General features: G+C 36.5%; 16 protein-coding genes. 10 read left to right on the top strand and 6 right to left on the bottom strand.

Annotation, left to right across the window (positions count from 1 at the left end):
- The first annotated feature begins 25 nt into the window (after nt 1-25).
- From M0Q51_07085 to M0Q51_07040, 10 genes are all read left to right on the top strand, one after another.
- Entirely contained in the window at nt 26-418 is a 393-nt protein-coding gene (locus tag M0Q51_07085) for a hypothetical protein (protein ID MCK9399747.1), read from the top strand.
- An 11-nt stretch (nt 419-429) separates the two neighbouring features.
- The gene (locus tag M0Q51_07080; protein MCK9399746.1) at nt 430-1209 is read left to right on the top strand and encodes an AsmA family protein; all 780 of its coding nucleotides are present in this window, start codon (nt 430-432) and stop codon (nt 1207-1209) included.
- Nucleotides 1210-1280: 71 nt separating this feature from the next.
- Nucleotides 1281-4274 carry a translocation/assembly module TamB gene (locus M0Q51_07075; protein MCK9399745.1) on the top strand — a complete coding sequence of 998 codons (2994 nt, stop codon included), beginning with the start codon at nt 1281-1283 and terminating at the stop codon, nt 4272-4274.
- A complete protein-coding gene (locus M0Q51_07070; protein ID MCK9399744.1) occupies nt 4274-6586 on the top strand; it encodes a BamA/TamA family outer membrane protein in 2313 nt (770 codons plus the stop codon). Before M0Q51_07075 ends, M0Q51_07070 begins: the two co-directional genes overlap by 1 nt.
- A gap of 272 nt (nt 6587-6858) precedes the next feature.
- Complete coding sequence (locus tag M0Q51_07065; protein MCK9399743.1) at nt 6859-8232, top strand: hypothetical protein; 1374 nt, start codon at nt 6859-6861, stop codon at nt 8230-8232.
- A 99-nt stretch (nt 8233-8331) separates the two neighbouring features.
- Nucleotides 8332-8646: an HPF/RaiA family ribosome-associated protein gene (locus M0Q51_07060; protein ID MCK9399742.1), complete on the top strand. Its 315-nt coding sequence runs from the start codon at nt 8332-8334 to the stop codon at nt 8644-8646.
- A 122-nt stretch (nt 8647-8768) separates the two neighbouring features.
- A complete protein-coding gene (locus M0Q51_07055; protein MCK9399741.1) occupies nt 8769-9623 on the top strand; it encodes an alpha/beta hydrolase in 855 nt (284 codons plus the stop codon).
- Between the two features lie 153 nt (nt 9624-9776).
- Nucleotides 9777-9968 (top strand): hypothetical protein, encoded by a 192-nt coding sequence (locus M0Q51_07050; protein ID MCK9399740.1) that lies wholly within the window; start codon nt 9777-9779, stop codon nt 9966-9968.
- 14 nt (nt 9969-9982) lie between these two features.
- Nucleotides 9983-10870: a J domain-containing protein gene (locus M0Q51_07045; protein ID MCK9399739.1), complete on the top strand. Its 888-nt coding sequence runs from the start codon at nt 9983-9985 to the stop codon at nt 10868-10870.
- Between the two features lie 17 nt (nt 10871-10887).
- Nucleotides 10888-11187 carry a chaperone modulator CbpM gene (locus M0Q51_07040; protein ID MCK9399738.1) on the top strand — a complete coding sequence of 100 codons (300 nt, stop codon included), beginning with the start codon at nt 10888-10890 and terminating at the stop codon, nt 11185-11187.
- A gap of 59 nt (nt 11188-11246) precedes the next feature.
- Here M0Q51_07040 and M0Q51_07035 read toward each other — a convergent pair whose 3' ends face one another.
- The 6 genes from M0Q51_07035 to M0Q51_07010 all read right to left on the bottom strand — a co-directional run bounded on the left by M0Q51_07035 (nt 11247) and on the right by M0Q51_07010 (nt 16633).
- A complete protein-coding gene (locus M0Q51_07035; GenBank protein ID MCK9399737.1) occupies nt 11247-11441 on the bottom strand; it encodes a hypothetical protein in 195 nt (64 codons plus the stop codon).
- 322 nt (nt 11442-11763) lie between these two features.
- On the bottom strand, nt 11764-13440 hold the full coding sequence (locus tag M0Q51_07030) for a hypothetical protein (GenBank protein ID MCK9399736.1): 1677 nt from the start codon (nt 13438-13440) through the stop codon (nt 11764-11766).
- A 230-nt stretch (nt 13441-13670) separates the two neighbouring features.
- Nucleotides 13671-14435: an MlaD family protein gene (locus M0Q51_07025; GenBank protein ID MCK9399735.1), complete on the bottom strand. Its 765-nt coding sequence runs from the start codon at nt 14433-14435 to the stop codon at nt 13671-13673.
- Nucleotides 14436-14473: 38 nt separating this feature from the next.
- Nucleotides 14474-15262: an ATP-binding cassette domain-containing protein gene (locus tag M0Q51_07020; protein ID MCK9399734.1), complete on the bottom strand. Its 789-nt coding sequence runs from the start codon at nt 15260-15262 to the stop codon at nt 14474-14476.
- Nucleotides 15263-15327: 65 nt separating this feature from the next.
- Nucleotides 15328-16167 carry an ABC transporter permease gene (locus tag M0Q51_07015; GenBank protein ID MCK9399733.1) on the bottom strand — a complete coding sequence of 280 codons (840 nt, stop codon included), beginning with the start codon at nt 16165-16167 and terminating at the stop codon, nt 15328-15330.
- Between the two features lie 82 nt (nt 16168-16249).
- A complete protein-coding gene (locus M0Q51_07010; GenBank protein ID MCK9399732.1) occupies nt 16250-16633 on the bottom strand; it encodes a hypothetical protein in 384 nt (127 codons plus the stop codon).
- Between the last annotated feature and the right edge of the window lie 307 nt (nt 16634-16940).

Below are 16940 nucleotides of genomic sequence, written 5' to 3'. Positions count from 1 at the left end.
TAATATGTCTAAAGATTAAAACATTATGAGATTAGAAATACCCATAAAAGAAATTCAGGAATTTTTAAGTGATTATTATCATATTGATATTGGCTTAAAGAACATCGAAGAGAATAAAATTAAAGCTACTTATATTGATTCTGTAGTTTTGATTATAAAGGAGGTAAAAGAAGATGTAGTTTTTATCAATTATGAAGTAGATGGGCTGGCAGTTATAGCGGCTAAAGTCGCTCATTTCTTTCTGGAAAAGAAACTTGACAATATTCCTGTTGAATGGGATGCAAAGACTAAAGAAGTAACAATTGATTTGAAAAAGATTCCGGAACTGATTGAATTATTAAAGTTCGTATATATTTCAGAATTGCACTTTGTAAATGACAATATTTTATTTGAATTCTATGTAAGAGACAAAACATAAAATCAAATTAATTGAATAAATTACAATCATTTTTAAAAAAAACTTTAAAAGCTGTATTATGGGTGGCCATAGTCATTATACTTATAGTCGTAATAATTGCTGCACTTATCCAAATTCCCGGAATTCAGAACAAGATTGTACATTATGCCACTTCTTTTGTCAGCAATAAAACGCATACACGTGTAGAGATAAAAAATATCAGTATCTCATTTCCAAAATCAGTTGTTATTGAGGGTCTTTATCTCGAAGATGCTCAAAAGGATACTTTACTGTACGCTGGAAAGGCGAAAATAAATATTGCACCTTACGACTTATTCTCTGATAAGATATCCATAAGTTCGTTCGCATTGGAAGACGTAAATCTCAATCTATACAGCACCGATATAGATTCTCTTTTCAACTATAACTTTCTGCTGACTGCATTCAGTGATACTACCAATCAAACAAAAGTTAAGCCTCAATCAACATCCAAATGGACATTCAGCATAGATAAAGCTAGTCTGAAAAACATCCGGCTTCATTACGATGATGAATATGGAGGAATGAATGTAGCTGTGGTACTCGGGAGTTTAAAATTAAAAATGGATGAAATTGATTTCGGGAAATCCATTTATGGTATTTATGAATTGCTAATTGAAAGTCTAAATGCAAATGTTCTGATAAAAAAACCGGCAATTGCAAATAATAAAAAATCAGATAGTGTTTTGCCAAAAATAACGGTAAATAAGATACAGATCATCAATTCAACGGTATCTTACGGAGATTCAATAAGCAAACAATCTGTAATCTGAATAAATATATTTATCACAATCTCACTGTAGATGGCAATATCAGTGGACAGGAATTTGAAGGCAAGATAAATTTGAATGATGAAAATGCAGTATTTGATTTTGATGGACTTGTAAATTTAAATCCAAACCAGGAAAAATATAAATTTCTATTGAATGTGCAGGGCGCCGACCTTCAAAAACTCAATTTTACCAAAGATGATATAAGAATAGGTTTGGTTGCAGCAGCAGATTTAAAGGGCGGCGCTGTAAATAAACTGAATGGCAGGGCTGGAATCTCCAATATGATTATTGCTAAGGGCGAAAAAATATATGTGCTCGATTCCTTATTATTTGTTTCGATAAATGAACCGAACAAAAGCGAATTAAATTTCAGCAGTGCCCTCATTGGTGTAAAATATTCCGGAACTATTTCTCCTGCCGACCTTTCAGCTGAGCTTAACAATTTCATTAACAATTATTTTCCATTCTCAGATAGCAATCAATTAAAAAAGAAAAGCGAACCATCGAATTTTAATTTTGAAATACAACTTCGCAATCACCCCGTTCTTTCGCAAGTTCTGTTGCCTCAGCTAAAAGAGTTCGAGCCGGGCATTATTCAGGGAAGTTTTGATAGTGAGAAAAGCGAATTGAAATTGAATGCGACAATGAAAAAAATAGTTTATGGAACAACTGAAATCAGAGACTTTGTTCTGGATGTAAATTCGAATTCGACTGCATTAAACTATAAAATATCCTGCAGCAGTATTTCAAACGCACAAATCAAATCAGACAAATTCTTATTTGATGGAAAACTTGCAGATAAAACACTATTTGCAAATGCATCTTCAATTGCTGATAATCAAAACAAAAAGTTATTGATCCGTTCAAAAATTACCAGGGATAAGGCCAATTATAAGCTTATACTCGATCCAAAAGATTTCTATCTGATGAATAACCGCTGGGACATTGCCGCAGATAATTATATTGAATTCGGGAAAGAAGGGTTTTTGATCCATCACTTTTTTATTAATAATGCTAATAGTCAGATTAATATCGCCTCTGCACATGATCAGTTCAATGATGATTTGAACATTGCGATAAAGAATTTCAAGCTGGATGACATTTCCCGGATCATTGAAAAGGACACCAGTCTGGTAAAAGGAAATGTTGATGGAAATGTATTGCTTAAAAGAGTGAACAACACGTACGGTATAATTGCTGATACTAAAATAAGTAACCTGGTTGTTCGTGAAATTCCCATCGGAGATTTATCAGTCAAAGCTGACAACCCAACAGCCGCAAGATTTGATATTGATGTGAATTTATCGGGTACTGATAACAATCTGACAGCGAATGGTTATTTTATCCCTGACGGTGGCGATAATTCAATCAGCATAAAAACTGTTATTCAATCGCTTTCTATGAAAACTGTTGAAGCATTTTCGATGGGGCAAATAACAGAAGCATCCGGAAATCTCACAGGAAATTTATTCATTCAGGGAGCGACCAATGCACCTGAAATGACAGGCGAACTCGTTTTCAATGATGCTTTTATAAAACCTGCTGTGTTGAATAACAGGTTAGAATTAAGGCATGAAACTATTCAATTAAAAAAGGAAGGAATTTATTTTAAATCTTTCACCCTTTTAGATGCTGATAAGCACACCGCAATCATTGATGGCACGGTTCAAATGAAACAGTTTAAAGATTTCATTTTTGACTTACATGTGAATACGAAGGACTTTATATTATTAAATACAACTGTAAAAAACAACAAAGAATTCTTTGGCAGGATGATCATTGACAGCAAGATTGATGTAAATGGACCAATGACACTTCCGGTTGTAAATGCAAAAATAAAGATGAAAAAAGGTTCAAACTTTACATTTGTAGTTCCCGAAGGAAAACTCACCACCGACAAAGGTGAAGATGTAGTGGAATTTGTAGATTCTTTGAAACTTAATTCAATTTTATACAAAGAAGAGAAAAATGTAGAACAAAAATCAGGATTTACAGGATTTGACCTCTCCTCCATCATTGAAATAGATAAGCAGGCAACGCTGCGGTTATTGATGGATCCTGCTTCTACTGATTCGTTAGTAGTTAAAGGTGAAGCTGCATTAAGTTTTACAATGGACAGAAGCGGGAAAATGAGCCTTACAGGTGCATATAATCTGGATGAAGGCAGCTATCTCGTCTCGTTGCGATCAGTAATAAAAAGGAAATTTGATATTAATCCCGGCAGTACGATCATTTGGAACGGTGATCCCCTGGATGCAGAAATATCCATAAATGCGACTTATTCCGTCCGTGCTTCACCCATTGATCTTGTGGCTGATCAGATGTCGGGCTTAAGCGAAGTTGATAAAGGCGCTTATAAACAAAAGTATCCGTTTTGGGTTCTGCTGAAACTGCGCGGTGAAATTTTACATCCTGAAATTAGTTTCGAGATACAATTGCCCCCTGAGGATAAAGGAATTTTAGGCGGAGCAGTAAATGCAAAATTGAATATGCTAAACGAAGATCCTTCAGCATTAAACAAACAGGTATTTGCTTTATTGGTATTGGGCCGGTTTATACAGGAGAATCCGTTGCAAACGGATGCAAATGGTGGGGCATCAGCCGTAGTTCGTTCAACAGTGGGCAAATTTTTATCAGCACAATTAAATCAGCTTAGCTCAAAGGTTGTGCCCGGTGTTGAATTAGATTTTGACATCCAATCCTATGATGATTATGGTACGGGACAAGCTGAAGGAAGAACAGAAGTGGAAATAGGACTTAAGAAGCAACTTTTCAACGAACGCTTAACCGTTCAGGTTGGCGGTACCGTGGATGTAGAGGGAGAAAAAGCAAAACAAAACTCGGCAAGCGATATTACCAGCGATGTTACAATAGAGTATAAATTGACGAAAGATGGCCGTTACCGGTTGAAAGGTTTCAGGCATAACCAATATGAAGGCGCTATTGAAGGCCAGATAATTGAAACAGGAATCGGTGTTTCATATGTGCGCGATTTCAATAAATGGAAAGAATTATTCAGAGCACCCAAAAAAGTAAAAGTGATTCACCGGGAAAAACAAGAGTAATGACACTATCCATTAAAAATAAATACGTTCAGATCATTATCTGCCTTCTTTTAACAGCATGCAGTGGTACAAAGCATTTGCCCCCGGGTGAAAAGCTTTATGCCGGATCGGAAATAAAATTAGAATCAGCAGATAAAATTAATAACAGGAAGAAACGGTTTATTAAAAATACTGCCGAAAATGCAGTACGCCCCGAACCGAATAAAAAAATTTTAGGCTTACGTCCAAAATTGTGGAGGTATATGGCAGCCGGCGAAAATCCTGAAAGCAAGTTTAAAAAGTGGCTCAAAAAAAACGGGGAAGCTCCCGTATTGATGAGCAGTGTTAAGCCCGCGGTTACTTCCGCTATTATTGATGCTAAGCTTTTCAATATCGGAATTTTTAAAAGTTATACTGAATTCAAAACCATGGAAAAACGACATACTGCAAAAGTAATTTACAAAAGTCATATTCATAAGCCATATACAATCAAAGAACTTATTTATTCTGTTTCCAACGACAGTATAAACCGGATGATCCTTAAAGTAAAGAAAAAATCATTGATTAAACCGGGTGATGATTATAGTCTGGAAAACTTGAAAAGCGAAAGGATGCGAATTGATGCTTTATTGAAAAACAACGGGTATTTCTACTTCAATCCCGATTATTTGCTTTTTAAAGCCGATACATCCATTGTAAATCATAATGTAACATTCAGGCTTACCTTAAAAGACAGTATTACAGAAAAGGCTTTGACTGTGTATCGCATCAATAAAGTGTTTATTGATCAGGATTATTCGTTGGACGAGGAAGAAGCAGACAGGCCGAAAGACACGCTAAGGTATCAGGGTAATTTTTTTCTGGGGAAAGAAACAGAAATGAAGATCAGGCCAAAAGTAATTTCACGATCGGTTTATTTAAGAAAGAATGAAATCTATTCAAGAAAAAATCACAACATCACGCTTAACCGTTTGATGACGATGGGTAATTTCAAATTCGTCCGCATGAAATTTACTGACAGCGATACTTCAGCAGCAGGATTTTTAGATGTAACCATTTTAATGACACCCATGCCGAAGCATACATTCAGGGTTGAAATGGAACTTGTTTCAAAATCAAATAATTATACGGGGCCAAGGTTGAATGCAAGTTTTATGAATAGAAATGCATTTAAGGGAGCTGAATTACTAAATCTTAGTATGGCGGCATCATTCGAGGCACAATTGAGCGGGAAAAACAAAAATTTATATTCTTATTCATTTAATCCGCAGATTGAGTTGTATTTTCCACGCTTTCTTGTACCGTTTAAAATTAAAAGAACAAACAGTTTATACATTCCAAAAACACGTTTTTCGCTTTCGTATTCCTATTTGAAAAGAGTCGGTTATTTCGACATGCGCACATTTCAATTCATTTATGGTTATAAATGGAAAAAAGATATCAGGAAAGAACATGAATTAAATCCAATAAATATAAGCTATACTACTCTTGCAAATAAATCAGCCGCATTCAATGAATTACTCGAGTCAAACCCTTTTCTTAAAAAAAGTTATGAAGAGCAATTCATTGCAGGAGGAAGTTATTCATATACGTATAACGAACAAGTAGTATCCTTGAAAAAGATGCAATACTTTTTTCAACTATCAGCTGAAGCTGCAGGGAATGTTTTTTCGTTGGCAAAAATCATAGCCGGGGAAAAAATATCAGCCGATAACCCCTCAAGTGTGGTTGGATCTATCTATTCGCAATACGCCCGGTTAAGTATTGATGGCCGGGGCTTTTACAATTTTATAGATAAAAATAAATTAGCGATGAGAGTTTTTGCGGGTGTCGCCAGGCCTTATGGAAACTCTTCAATCCTGCCTTACACCAAACAATTTTTCAGTGGCGGGCCTAACAGTATTCGCGCATTTAGTATTAATTCCGTTGGTCCGGGCACCTATAATCAGAATAACGATAGCATAGGATTTTTACAATTGGGAGGCGAAGTAAAACTGGAAATGAACGCAGAGTATCGCTTTACAATTTATCGCTTTTTCAAAGGTGCCATATTTGTCGATGCTGGAAATGTATGGCTGTTAAAATCAAATCCTTCAACGATAGGGGGCCCGTTTTCCTTTTCCCGGTTCGCTGATGAAATTGCTGTAGGGGCAGGCATTGGATTAAGAATTGATGTCTCCTTTTTCATTTTACGGTTCGACCTTGCAACACCGCTGCGAAAGCCATGGCTGGAAGGAAATCACAGGTGGGTGTTAAATCAGATAAACGTTGGGAGTCCTTCGTGGAGAAGTGAGAACCTGATCTTGAATATTGCAATAGGTTATCCTTTTTAAAAAAATCAATATAAGAATAAGAATCCATCATAAGGTAATTTCAAACTTCATTCATAAAACTCCTCGAATAAGCCCGTAACCGGAGTTTTCAATTCAGGAAATGTGTGAATTATGTAATATTTCTTAAAAATTATGTAATACATATCCGGGTAAAGATGTATAAATTCGTCTTCTTAAAAATTTCATTACTCCAATTTAGAAATTCTTTCAGAACGCAGGCAGAATCTGCGAATGATATTAATCTCTTAAAGAAATGTTTAACCTGTTTAAAGATGAACCAACAAATGAAAAAACTATTTTGCTTCTGCATTTCGTTGATTACAATATTCAATGTTGATGTATCTTTTGCTCAGCAAGCGAATGTCGTTTCTAGCTATGGTCCTGTCAACCAGAATGTAGGTTTTGACCAAATTAAGGCCGACCGCATGAAAGTAAAAGCGGATCGCACAAAAGAACACATGGCTTTATTAAATGCCCGGTATGATCTTTCAAAAAAAACATCTCCTGACATCGTCATGTCAGGGGGAAAAAATGTACCCGTAGGTCCTACAGCCAAACTTCAAGGTACTAGCTGGGCAGAGCTGGATAAGCTAACTCCTGAGCAGATAAAAATGAAGGACTTATTCCCTTACAAACCGCTGCCATTTGCCGATCATGCCGAAGGTGGCATGCTTTTCCCCAAAATGATTACTGATTCGCTTCCCCGGCTTATTCGCTTCGATTTGGATTTTGATCTTCCGGAGCATATTCTCCCTGATCCTACACCTGCCATTTATCTAACCACACGACCCGATTTGGGTGATGTTGCGAAGGGTCGTTTGATCACCATCGATAATTACTACGAAATTTTCAATGGCATTTTAAATCCAAAACAACTCGAAGGATTGCGCTTATTAGTAACCCAGTTTCCGCAACAACAGTTTAATGCTACAGAAGACCGGCGAACTGACCGACCCAGCCTTGGCGTTACCTGTTTTGATTGTCATGTCAACGGACACAGCAACGGTGCTAACCATCTGGTTGGGGACATTCGACCCCAGGAGTTCAGGCACAGGATCGAAACACCAACCTTGCGTGGAGTAAATGTTCAGAGACTATTTGGCTCGCAACGCGCACTTAAAACTGTTGAAGATTTCACCGAATTCGAACAACGGGCCGCCTACTTTGATGGGGATATGTGCATGGCAGCCAAAAAGGGAGTTAACATTCTCGAACGAGGTTCGCAAGTTCACTTTATGGCTGAATTTATGGCGTTATTAGATTTCCCGCCAGCCCCTAAGCTCAATATATATGGCGAGTTGGATAACACCAAAGCATCCCCGGCAGAATTACAGGGAGAAGCAATTTTCAACGGCAAAGGACGGTGCGTTTCATGTCATACAGCACCTTACTATACCGATAACAGCATGCACGATTTAAAGGCAGAACGTTTTTATAAACAAGAAATGGTGAATGGCATGATGATGGCGCATGATGGTGCTATTAAAACCTTCCCTTTAAGAGGCATCAAAGACTCACCTCCTTATTTGCATGACGGAAGGTGTTTTACTTTGGAAGATGTTGTGGAATACTTCAATATCATTCAGGAATTGCATCTGACAGTACAAGAAAAGGCAAATTTGGTAGCATTTCTATACGTATTATAGAAAATAGACTATCACGGACAAAAGTCATGTAACACTTATCCTCTTCCAGGTGCTTAATTTAGCTCTATCAAAATTCAGTAATAAATAAATTCAACCATAATGACAATTCAATTTAATACCGACAATAATATAACCGGAAGCGAAGAACTCAGAGCTCCGTTAATCGCATTAATATCAGAAGAATTAAGCAGGTTTAGTCAGCATATAACAAGGTTGGAGGTTCATCTTTCAGATGAAAATGGCAATAAGGAAGGGCTGAACGACATACGGTGTTTGCTTGAAGCCCGACTTGAAGGCAGGCGCCCAATTGCTGTTACAAATCTTGGAAATACTCATGAACAGGCAGTAGAAGGGGCAATTGATAAGTTAAAAACTTCTCTTAATACAATACTTGGACGTTTGAGGAATCATTAACTAAAATGTTCTCAGGTAAAGTACCTCCTGCTAAGATTGCTAAATCAGAGACACCCGCCAAATCAACAAAGAATTTGTAGATATGGTGTGCAATCAATAACAATAATTAAATATTTAAAACAATGGAAAAACTAATTGATAAAACAATGCCTGGAATGGCCAGAGCAGAATATATTGAAGTAGAACCCAATGTACGCCTTCATATTACAGATGCGGGCGAAGGAAGACCTATTGTCTTAATACCCGGTTGGCCATTAAGTGATGAAATGTATGAATACCAATACAACGATCTGATAAATAAAAATTTCCGTGTAATTGGTATCACGTTAAGAGGTTTTGGCAAATCCGATAAACCTTACGGAGCCTATAATTACGATGTACATGCGTTGGATATAAAAAAAGTTTTAAGTAAACTGGATATAAAAGATGCTGTTTTAGTTGGCTTTTCCATGGGCGGGGCCATTGCGGTTCGTTTTGTATCAGCGGATAATGGAACTCATGTTTCTAAGCTGGCTTTGTGCGGGGCAGCAGCCCCGATTTGGACACGACGCAAAGATTTCCCATACAATCTGCCAAAAAGTGCTGTTGATGACTTGATTAAATTGAACTACCAGGACCGGCCAAAGCTTTTATCCAATTTCGCAAAGATATTCTCCGCTACTGAAACCTCATTAAATGAAGGAATCGGCAATTGGTTAAATGGGATTTGTTTAAGCGCTTCTTCTTATGCAACAGCTCAATGTCTAATCGCTTTGCGTGATACGGACCTGAGAAGTGATCTGCTGAAAATAACCATTCCGACATTGATCCTGCATGGCAAAAAAGACAAAATATGTTCTTTTGATCTTGCTGAACAGATGAAAGCGGGAATCTCAGATTCACACCTTATTGCTTCTGAGAATAGCGGCCATAGCTTGTTCCTGGAAGAAACCCGCAAGTTTAATGAAGCACTGATCAAATTTGCGAAAAATAATTAGCATCATTAAAACCTACACATTTGTTTGTTACCTATTTACTAAAGAAAATGTGTGAATGATGTAATTCATTTCCAAAATTGTGTAACGATTTCTGTAATAAAGCAACTTATTTTTATTTAGTGAAATTTCATTCACAATTAAACAATTAGAAAAATGAATAGAAATCAAAACGACCAGCGTAACGAAGGTTATTCTCATGACCGGTCAAATTACAAATCATATGATGATTACAACATACTGGAACCTGGTCCGGACAGTGACATGCAGTTCCTGGGGGACGAAGACGACGAACTTTCAGATTTTACACTTATGGAAAATGCTGATGATCAGGACTACGATATATAAATTTCGTGAAAGAAATGCTCTTTGTAGACTATTATAAAATATTAGGGATTGATAAAACGGCAACGCCAAAGGACATCAAAAATGCCTACCGGAAATTGGCCAGAAAGTATCACCCCGATTTAAATCCGAATGATAGAGATGCTAAAAAGAATTTTCAGCAGATCAATGAAGCCAATGAAGTATTGAGCGATCCCGATAAACGCAAGAAATACGATCAATACGGAAAGGACTGGCAACATGCTGAAGAATTTGAAAAAGCGAAACAATATCAGGAACAATCGTCAAATTATCGTGGACCGGGGTATTCAGGGGAACAAACTGAAGGGGATTTTTCCAGTTTTTTTGAATCCATGTTTGGTGGATCCGCGGGTGCCGCCAGGAGAATGAAGGTGAAATACAGAGGAGAAGATTACAATGCAGAATTACATCTTGACCTCATCGATGCTTATAAAACGCACAAACAAACGTTAACGGTAAACGGGAAAAGCATAAGAATTACTATTCCTGCAGGAATTGAAAATGGACAAACAATTAAAATTTCAGGCCATGGAGGCCCGGGAATAAATGGCGGGCCGAACGGTGATTTATATATTTCATTTTCAATAGCTAATCACCCCAATATCAAACGTTTGGGAAATAATTTATATTCTACCGTAGATTTAGATTTATACACCGCCGTGCTGGGAGGTGAAATCACAATGGATACCTTAAACGGAAAAGTAAAACTAAAAGTAAAGCCTGAAACTCAAAATGGAAGTAAAATAAAGTTAAAAGGCAAAGGATTTCCTGTTTATAAAAATGAAGGGCAATTTGGAGATTTATACGTAACCTATACGATTAAAATTCCAACAAATTTAACGGATAACCAAAAAGTATTATTTACCGAACTATCCAAATCGTAATTTTCAAAACGTAAACAATGCAAACAGAATATTTAATAGCTGTAGATGAGTTCTGTACCAATCACAACATTGAGATTTCATTTATCAGTTCATTACAACAAACCGGCTTGATAGAAATTACTACCATTAAAGAAACAGGGTTTATCGATGCAGGCCAGCTTCAGCAATTGGAGAAATTTATTCGCCTTTATTATGAGTTGGATATTAACCTGGAAGGTATTGACACCATCACTCATTTGTTGCAGAAAATACTCTCCCTGCAGGATGAAATTATTGAGCTTAAAAACAGGCTTCGTCTTTATGAAATAAATGAATAATTTTTCATTAGTTTCAGCCCGGTTACCATATTCCGGAAACAATTAACATTATTCACACATCATGATTCGTCTTTTGTTGTGCGTATAAGGCCAATTCCGGCAATGAAGAATATAATACCGAGTATGCCGAAAATGACAAGCGCTTTAATATCCCGCGTACCACCTGAGAGATTGACAAATAATACTGCAGCATAAATAAGCCCACCGATTCCAAGGACAGTGAGTAGCACCCCAAAGATTCTTTTGACGTTCATAATTTTTATTTTAAATTATATTTCAAAGGTAATCCGCTTAATTCCCGGAAATGTTACATAAATTTATAAATAAGTTACATCATTCACACATTAAAATTATAACTCTAATGGCAAACTTTTCGCTGATGATTTACAAGTCAAATGAAAATACAGGAACGCATTAGTTCTCAAGTTTCCATTTATCAAATAATATGTGTGAAATGACCTGATGTATGAAGAAGGCAAGCAAGAGGAAATGTATGGAAAACTTCAAATCAAGCTTGGCAAAACCAAAGAAGAATTGCGCAAGATTATCTCAGAGCTTTAATCATCTTATTTTACCTCATTGAAACACCACTATTGCCGGTTTTCCAAATTCAAAATCCCCGAAGCCGAAATCAGATGTTTTAAATGAGTTTATTTTAAAAACATTATTCCCGACACCAGGAATTATGGGATAAAATGAGATGGATATCTGAAATGTATTAAAAACCAGGTAGTCATTTTTAATTAGAATGCCCAACCCTAATTGTGCGTATACTTTGCTGTTTTTTAATCCTGTTACCGGATCGCTAAGCATGCCAAGTGAACAATTAAGAAAGGGCCCAAACCGGAATCCGATAAAATTCCACGGGGCATAGGATTGTGTTTGCAACGTAAATAAAAGGCGGCTGGTACCTGACAATTCAGAACTGTGAAAGCCATCCAGGCCATAACCATCATTGAGCGTTAAACTATCGTAAGAGAGTCTGTTTATGCCAATAATAACCTGCGATTTTACGAATTGCCTGAATTTCCATCTTCCTATTTCTACCAATCCTGTAAAATATGTTACATCAGCCAATAAAATTCCCTGCTCTGAATGTGATCCCCGGAAAAAAGATCCATACTCGAAGTTAGTGCTTAGGTATCCCCAAGGATAATAATTGCCGAAAGAAATACGCGCGCCTAAATATAAACGGCTGGTCTTATTTCTTTCCTGATAGCCGCATGTCAGGCCGAATACTTTTCCAATGGGTACATCTTCTGTTTTGCCAAAATTGAAAATGAATTTATCCAGTACAAATTTTCGTTGTGAGATGCCAATATTGGCCAGGTAAAAATTTTCATTGGCATACAGATGCACCGTATCATACATTTCCTCTGGCTTTTCAAGATAGTGGATTCGTAAAAAACGCACTGCAGAAATAAAATTAGTTGTGCGACGATTTTCCGTATTACCCTTAAATATTTGAATGGCATTACCCGCCCAATAATCATGTGTGTTAAATTTAAATCTTTGCAACAATAGCGAATCGCTTAAATGAATGGTATCCTTGCTAAATAGCTGTGTAATTTTTACTCCTCCTGCCCACTTCGCAAAGGGAGAAAAAAACGGACGGTCAATTGAGACACTCATTATAGAATTCCTTAACTCATCTGTACCATAATTCAGTGTTGTGCTGATATAGGTATTGCGGATGTTGGGAATAAAGTAATTTGTAGTGAAAGCATCATCTCCGGTGGTATGATGCCAGGAGTAAATATTTCGAAATTCGTGCCCGAACCCTAAAAAATTTTTATCAATCAAATTAATAGTGATGCGGGAAGAGGAAGCTGAAACTTTAGGAATAATACTCCAGTTATCTAATTCGCGAATAAAAATATCAACAGAGTCAGAATTTTTTGAAGTTGCGATAATGAAAAATGAAACATCATGTACATTTGCCTTCTTGCGTACCAATCGTTCAGATTCTTTTACAAGCAACGAATCGAATGGTTTGTTTTCCCGGATAAGTAGCAGGTTTCGAATTGTTCCAGACTGAGATTTTATATGCAGCTTATTTCCGGCTTTTAATATGAAGTTTTGCGATGTTACAATAGTGTCAGCAATTGAATAGCCAAACGGATCCAGTGTTACAATATTAATATGCCTGATAATTTTCCCCTCAAAAGTGCTGTAGGGTTTTTGTATCAGTTTTTTATAAACTTTCTTTTTTTTTGAGCTGGGTGCAACCGGTTTAAAAACTAACCGGTACATAAACTTGGAAAACTTGCTTCGTCCGGAATAGGATTCAATATTCTCATAAAGTTTCTTCGAATCTTTTTTGGCAGGAGTTTTTTGTCCAAATGCAAAATCAGTTGTTAAAATTGAGATAAAAAAAAGTATGAAAATAGTTTTGGACCACATTTGCATTTACCATTAGCATGAACGGTTATGTCTTTTCCGTTTACCAACATCTATTTAATGCTTATCAGACTTTTGGATAATTATTTCTGTCTTTCCTCTTTCTCTTTCTCTTTTTCGTCTGCTTTCTTTTGTTTGTCTGCTTTCTTTTGTTCCTCTTTTTTAAGTTTTGCGGCTGCTTCTTCTTTCTTGTTAAAATAACCTTTTAAAAGGAAATTATGTTTGGCTGCTTCCATATTTTCATCTAATCCTTTGGAACTTGTTTTAAGATTCACGATGGTCTGACTAATATTTTCTGCAATGGTTGAGTCCTGAATTAACCTGCCAAGTGTTCCTTTTCCACTGTTTACTGTAATCATAATCTCTGCAAGTTGTTGCGAAATAATTTCGGCATTACCTGCCGTCACCTGCAAACTTGCCATGATGGCATCTGTTTCAACAGGCTCGGTTGATGTAAGTTGTTGTCCTTCTTTTACTACAGGCGCATCAGAGGTTCCGTGCGTAATAATTAACAGCCGGTCGCCAATAAGTCCTTCTAAACCTATTGCCACTATACAGTCCGATTTAATAAACTGCTTGACATCTTCTTTGATCAACATATCTACCCTTACAGTTGAATCGTTAATGATGATGACGTTGTCAACAGTGCCTACATTAATTCCGGATAAGCGGATATTATTTCCGACCTGTAATCCGCTTACATTGTTAAAAGTTGTAGTAAGTTTAAAAACAGGATTAAATAAATTTTGTTGTTTTCCGATAATAAATATGGCAAGTACAAAAAGCGCCAATCCTCCTGCAATAAATAGCCCTAAGCGTACTTTAAATTTTTGTGTGTGCGTATCCATGGCTAATTTTGAATTTTAAATGTTAAATTTTGAATTGCTTATTTTAATTTGAAGAAGGATTTAATTAACGGGTCGGTTGAGTTTTCAAAGTAAGCTACTTTTCCTTCCTCATAAACTTCTCCTTCTTCTAACATGATAATCCGGTTTGCTGTGTTACGGGCACATTTAATATCATGTGTGATGATCATAGAAGAAGTTTTATATTTTTTCTGAACATCCATGATGAGTGAACTAATTTCATCGGAAGTAACAGGGTCAAGTCCTGTTGTGGGTTCGTCATATAACATGATCATCGGGTCCACGACAATGGTGCGCGCCAAACTTATTCGTTTTCGCATGCCGCCGGAAAGTTGTGAGGGCATTTTATTCAATGCATCAGCCAAACCAACATTTTCTAAGACCTCATTTATTTTTTCTTCAATTTCTTTTTGAGTAAGATTCTTTTTTATTCTTCGCAATGGAAATTCCAAGTTCTGTTTTACCGTCATGGAATCATACAATGCGCCACTCTGAAAAAGAAAACCTATTTTCTGTCTCAATTCACCCAATTCTTTTCTGTTTAATGTAGTCACATTTTTTTCAAACACATTGATCGTTCCGCCATCAGAATTTAATAAACCGACAATACATTTTATTAAAACAGATTTACCTGTGCCGGATTTGCCAAGCACAGCCAAGTTTTCGCCATTAAAAAGCTTTAAAGAAACATTTTTTAATACCTCTTGCTGGCCAAATGATTTCTTAAGATTAATTATTTCGATAACCGGTTCATCACTTTTCGTATTAAATGATGCTTTACTTGTTGTATTGGTGTTATTCTCCATCATTATCTAAAATCTGCTCCTGCAATTTTCTAATTTCTAATTTCTAATTTCTAATTTCAATTTTCAAATTAAATAAGCATATCGGTAATTTGTACTGCAATCATATCTAAAATTATCACCAGGAGTGATGCTAACACAACAGCAGAATTTGCAGCAATGCCTACACTTTCTGTTCCGCGCCCGGCATTGTATCCTTTATAACATCCTACTAATCCGATTACTGCCCCGAAAAAAAATGATTTTATGACAGCAGGTATAAAATCAATAAACTCAACATGGCTGAATGCCTGTGAGAAAAACAGGACAAATGTTACATCGCCCTTAATATTTGCGCCTGCCCAGCTGCCTAATATGCCAAGTGCATCAGCATATAAAATCAATAATGGTATCATAAGCGTTGCTGCTAATACTCTTGTGACAACTAAAAATCTGATAGGATTGGTGGAGGATACTTCCATGGCATCAATTTGTTCGGTCACTTTCATTGAACCCAATTCAGCTCCCATACCCGAACCAATTTTTCCTGCGCATATAAGTGCTGTTATAACCGGACCCATTTCCCTGATGAGAGATATTGCCACCATACCGGGAAGCAGGGTAACTGCCCCGAAATCAACAAGTACCGGGCGCGATTGAATTGTAAGCACCAAACCCATAATGGTTCCGGTGATTGAAATAAGCGGTAATGATTTATATCCGATTTGAAAACATTGGCGCAAAAATTCTTTAAATTCAAAGTTGCGCGAAAATGTTTCCCGGATGATTTGCATTATAAAGAAAAAAACATCGGCAAGGTTTGTTAAAAAGTTGCTTGCCTGGGCAGTTTTGTCCATTGTTTTATCGCTGAGCCTCATGGATTGCGCCGTTGCAAACCCTTTTACTTTAATAACAGGATTAAATTTTTTCATTTCATTAAGGTCAGCCTGGTTGCCATATTCCGGTTTCGTTTGAGTTCTGCTATTCCGAATGCAAAATCTTGTGATATTGAAATCAGCGTCCTGAAAAATATTCTCTGACAAAGGCATGTTGTTGGCTCTCTGTCATTTTATCAGCCTGTTTAATTTCAATTTTTATTTTTGCGAAACGATGATCTTCTCTTAAAACATTAAATAGCTCAACTTTCGCATCAGTTGGACCAAAGAGTATTACATCATCGTAATTTCTGATTACCTCACCTATTTTTTTGTAATATTCGGAATGATGATGATGCTCCTTATTGTGCATTACATTTTCACTCCTGGAAAGAGTATGCTCCCTATCCTCATGCGTAAAATTTGATTCAATGGTTTTGGTTTCAAAGGGATCGGCTGAAATAGCCGTTAAGTGAGCGCTTGAATGATCTATCCAGATGCCTAATTTTTTTACTGTTGCCATTGTGTTTCTTTAATTGTTTATGGTAATGTAATTATCTCAATGCAAAGTTGCACACCTTTAATCACTTTAGTGTTACACAATTCCGGGAAAGAGTTACATGATTCACACATTTTCAAGTGTAATGCGTTTTTAAAGTAAGTCCATCACTACACAATCGCCCGCTCAAATGTGTGAATCATGTAACTCAAGTTTCGCACTTCTGTAATGCTTAATTGACGTGGCTTTCATGCGACATCCTTTAAATTGTTAATGTTAAAGTTTTCTGATTGTCGTTCCAATATCGCCATTAAAAATAATTGTTCTGATT

The sequence above is a fragment of the Bacteroidales bacterium genome, assembly GCA_023229505.1.
Taxonomy (GTDB): Bacteria; Bacteroidota; Bacteroidia; order Bacteroidales; family JAGOPY01; genus JAGOPY01.
This window is presented reverse-complemented; position numbering and strand designations above follow the sequence as displayed.

What these genes read in the sequence shown, in the direction of transcription:
- M0Q51_07065 (MCK9399743.1), top strand. Translation starts at nt 6,859, where the DNA reads ATGAACCAACAAATGAAAAAACTATTTTGCTTCTGCATTTCGTTGATT.
- M0Q51_07070 (MCK9399744.1), top strand. Translation starts at nt 4,274, where the DNA reads ATGACACTATCCATTAAAAATAAATACGTTCAGATCATTATCTGCCTT.
- M0Q51_07050 (MCK9399740.1), top strand. Translation starts at nt 9,777, where the DNA reads ATGAATAGAAATCAAAACGACCAGCGTAACGAAGGTTATTCTCATGAC.
- M0Q51_07040 (MCK9399738.1), top strand. Translation starts at nt 10,888, where the DNA reads ATGCAAACAGAATATTTAATAGCTGTAGATGAGTTCTGTACCAATCAC.
- M0Q51_07085 (MCK9399747.1), top strand. Translation starts at nt 26, where the DNA reads ATGAGATTAGAAATACCCATAAAAGAAATTCAGGAATTTTTAAGTGAT.
- M0Q51_07015 (MCK9399733.1), bottom strand. Translation starts at nt 16,167, where the DNA reads ATGAAAAAATTTAATCCTGTTATTAAAGTAAAAGGGTTTGCAACGGCG.
- M0Q51_07010 (MCK9399732.1), bottom strand. Translation starts at nt 16,633, where the DNA reads ATGGCAACAGTAAAAAAATTAGGCATCTGGATAGATCATTCAAGCGCT.
- M0Q51_07055 (MCK9399741.1), top strand. Translation starts at nt 8,769, where the DNA reads ATGGAAAAACTAATTGATAAAACAATGCCTGGAATGGCCAGAGCAGAA.
- M0Q51_07035 (MCK9399737.1), bottom strand. Translation starts at nt 11,441, where the DNA reads ATGAACGTCAAAAGAATCTTTGGGGTGCTACTCACTGTCCTTGGAATC.
- M0Q51_07025 (MCK9399735.1), bottom strand. Translation starts at nt 14,435, where the DNA reads ATGGATACGCACACACAAAAATTTAAAGTACGCTTAGGGCTATTTATT.
- M0Q51_07060 (MCK9399742.1), top strand. Translation starts at nt 8,332, where the DNA reads ATGACAATTCAATTTAATACCGACAATAATATAACCGGAAGCGAAGAA.
- M0Q51_07020 (MCK9399734.1), bottom strand. Translation starts at nt 15,262, where the DNA reads ATGATGGAGAATAACACCAATACAACAAGTAAAGCATCATTTAATACG.
- M0Q51_07030 (MCK9399736.1), bottom strand. Translation starts at nt 13,440, where the DNA reads ATGTACCGGTTAGTTTTTAAACCGGTTGCACCCAGCTCAAAAAAAAAG.
- M0Q51_07045 (MCK9399739.1), top strand. Translation starts at nt 9,983, where the DNA reads ATGCTCTTTGTAGACTATTATAAAATATTAGGGATTGATAAAACGGCA.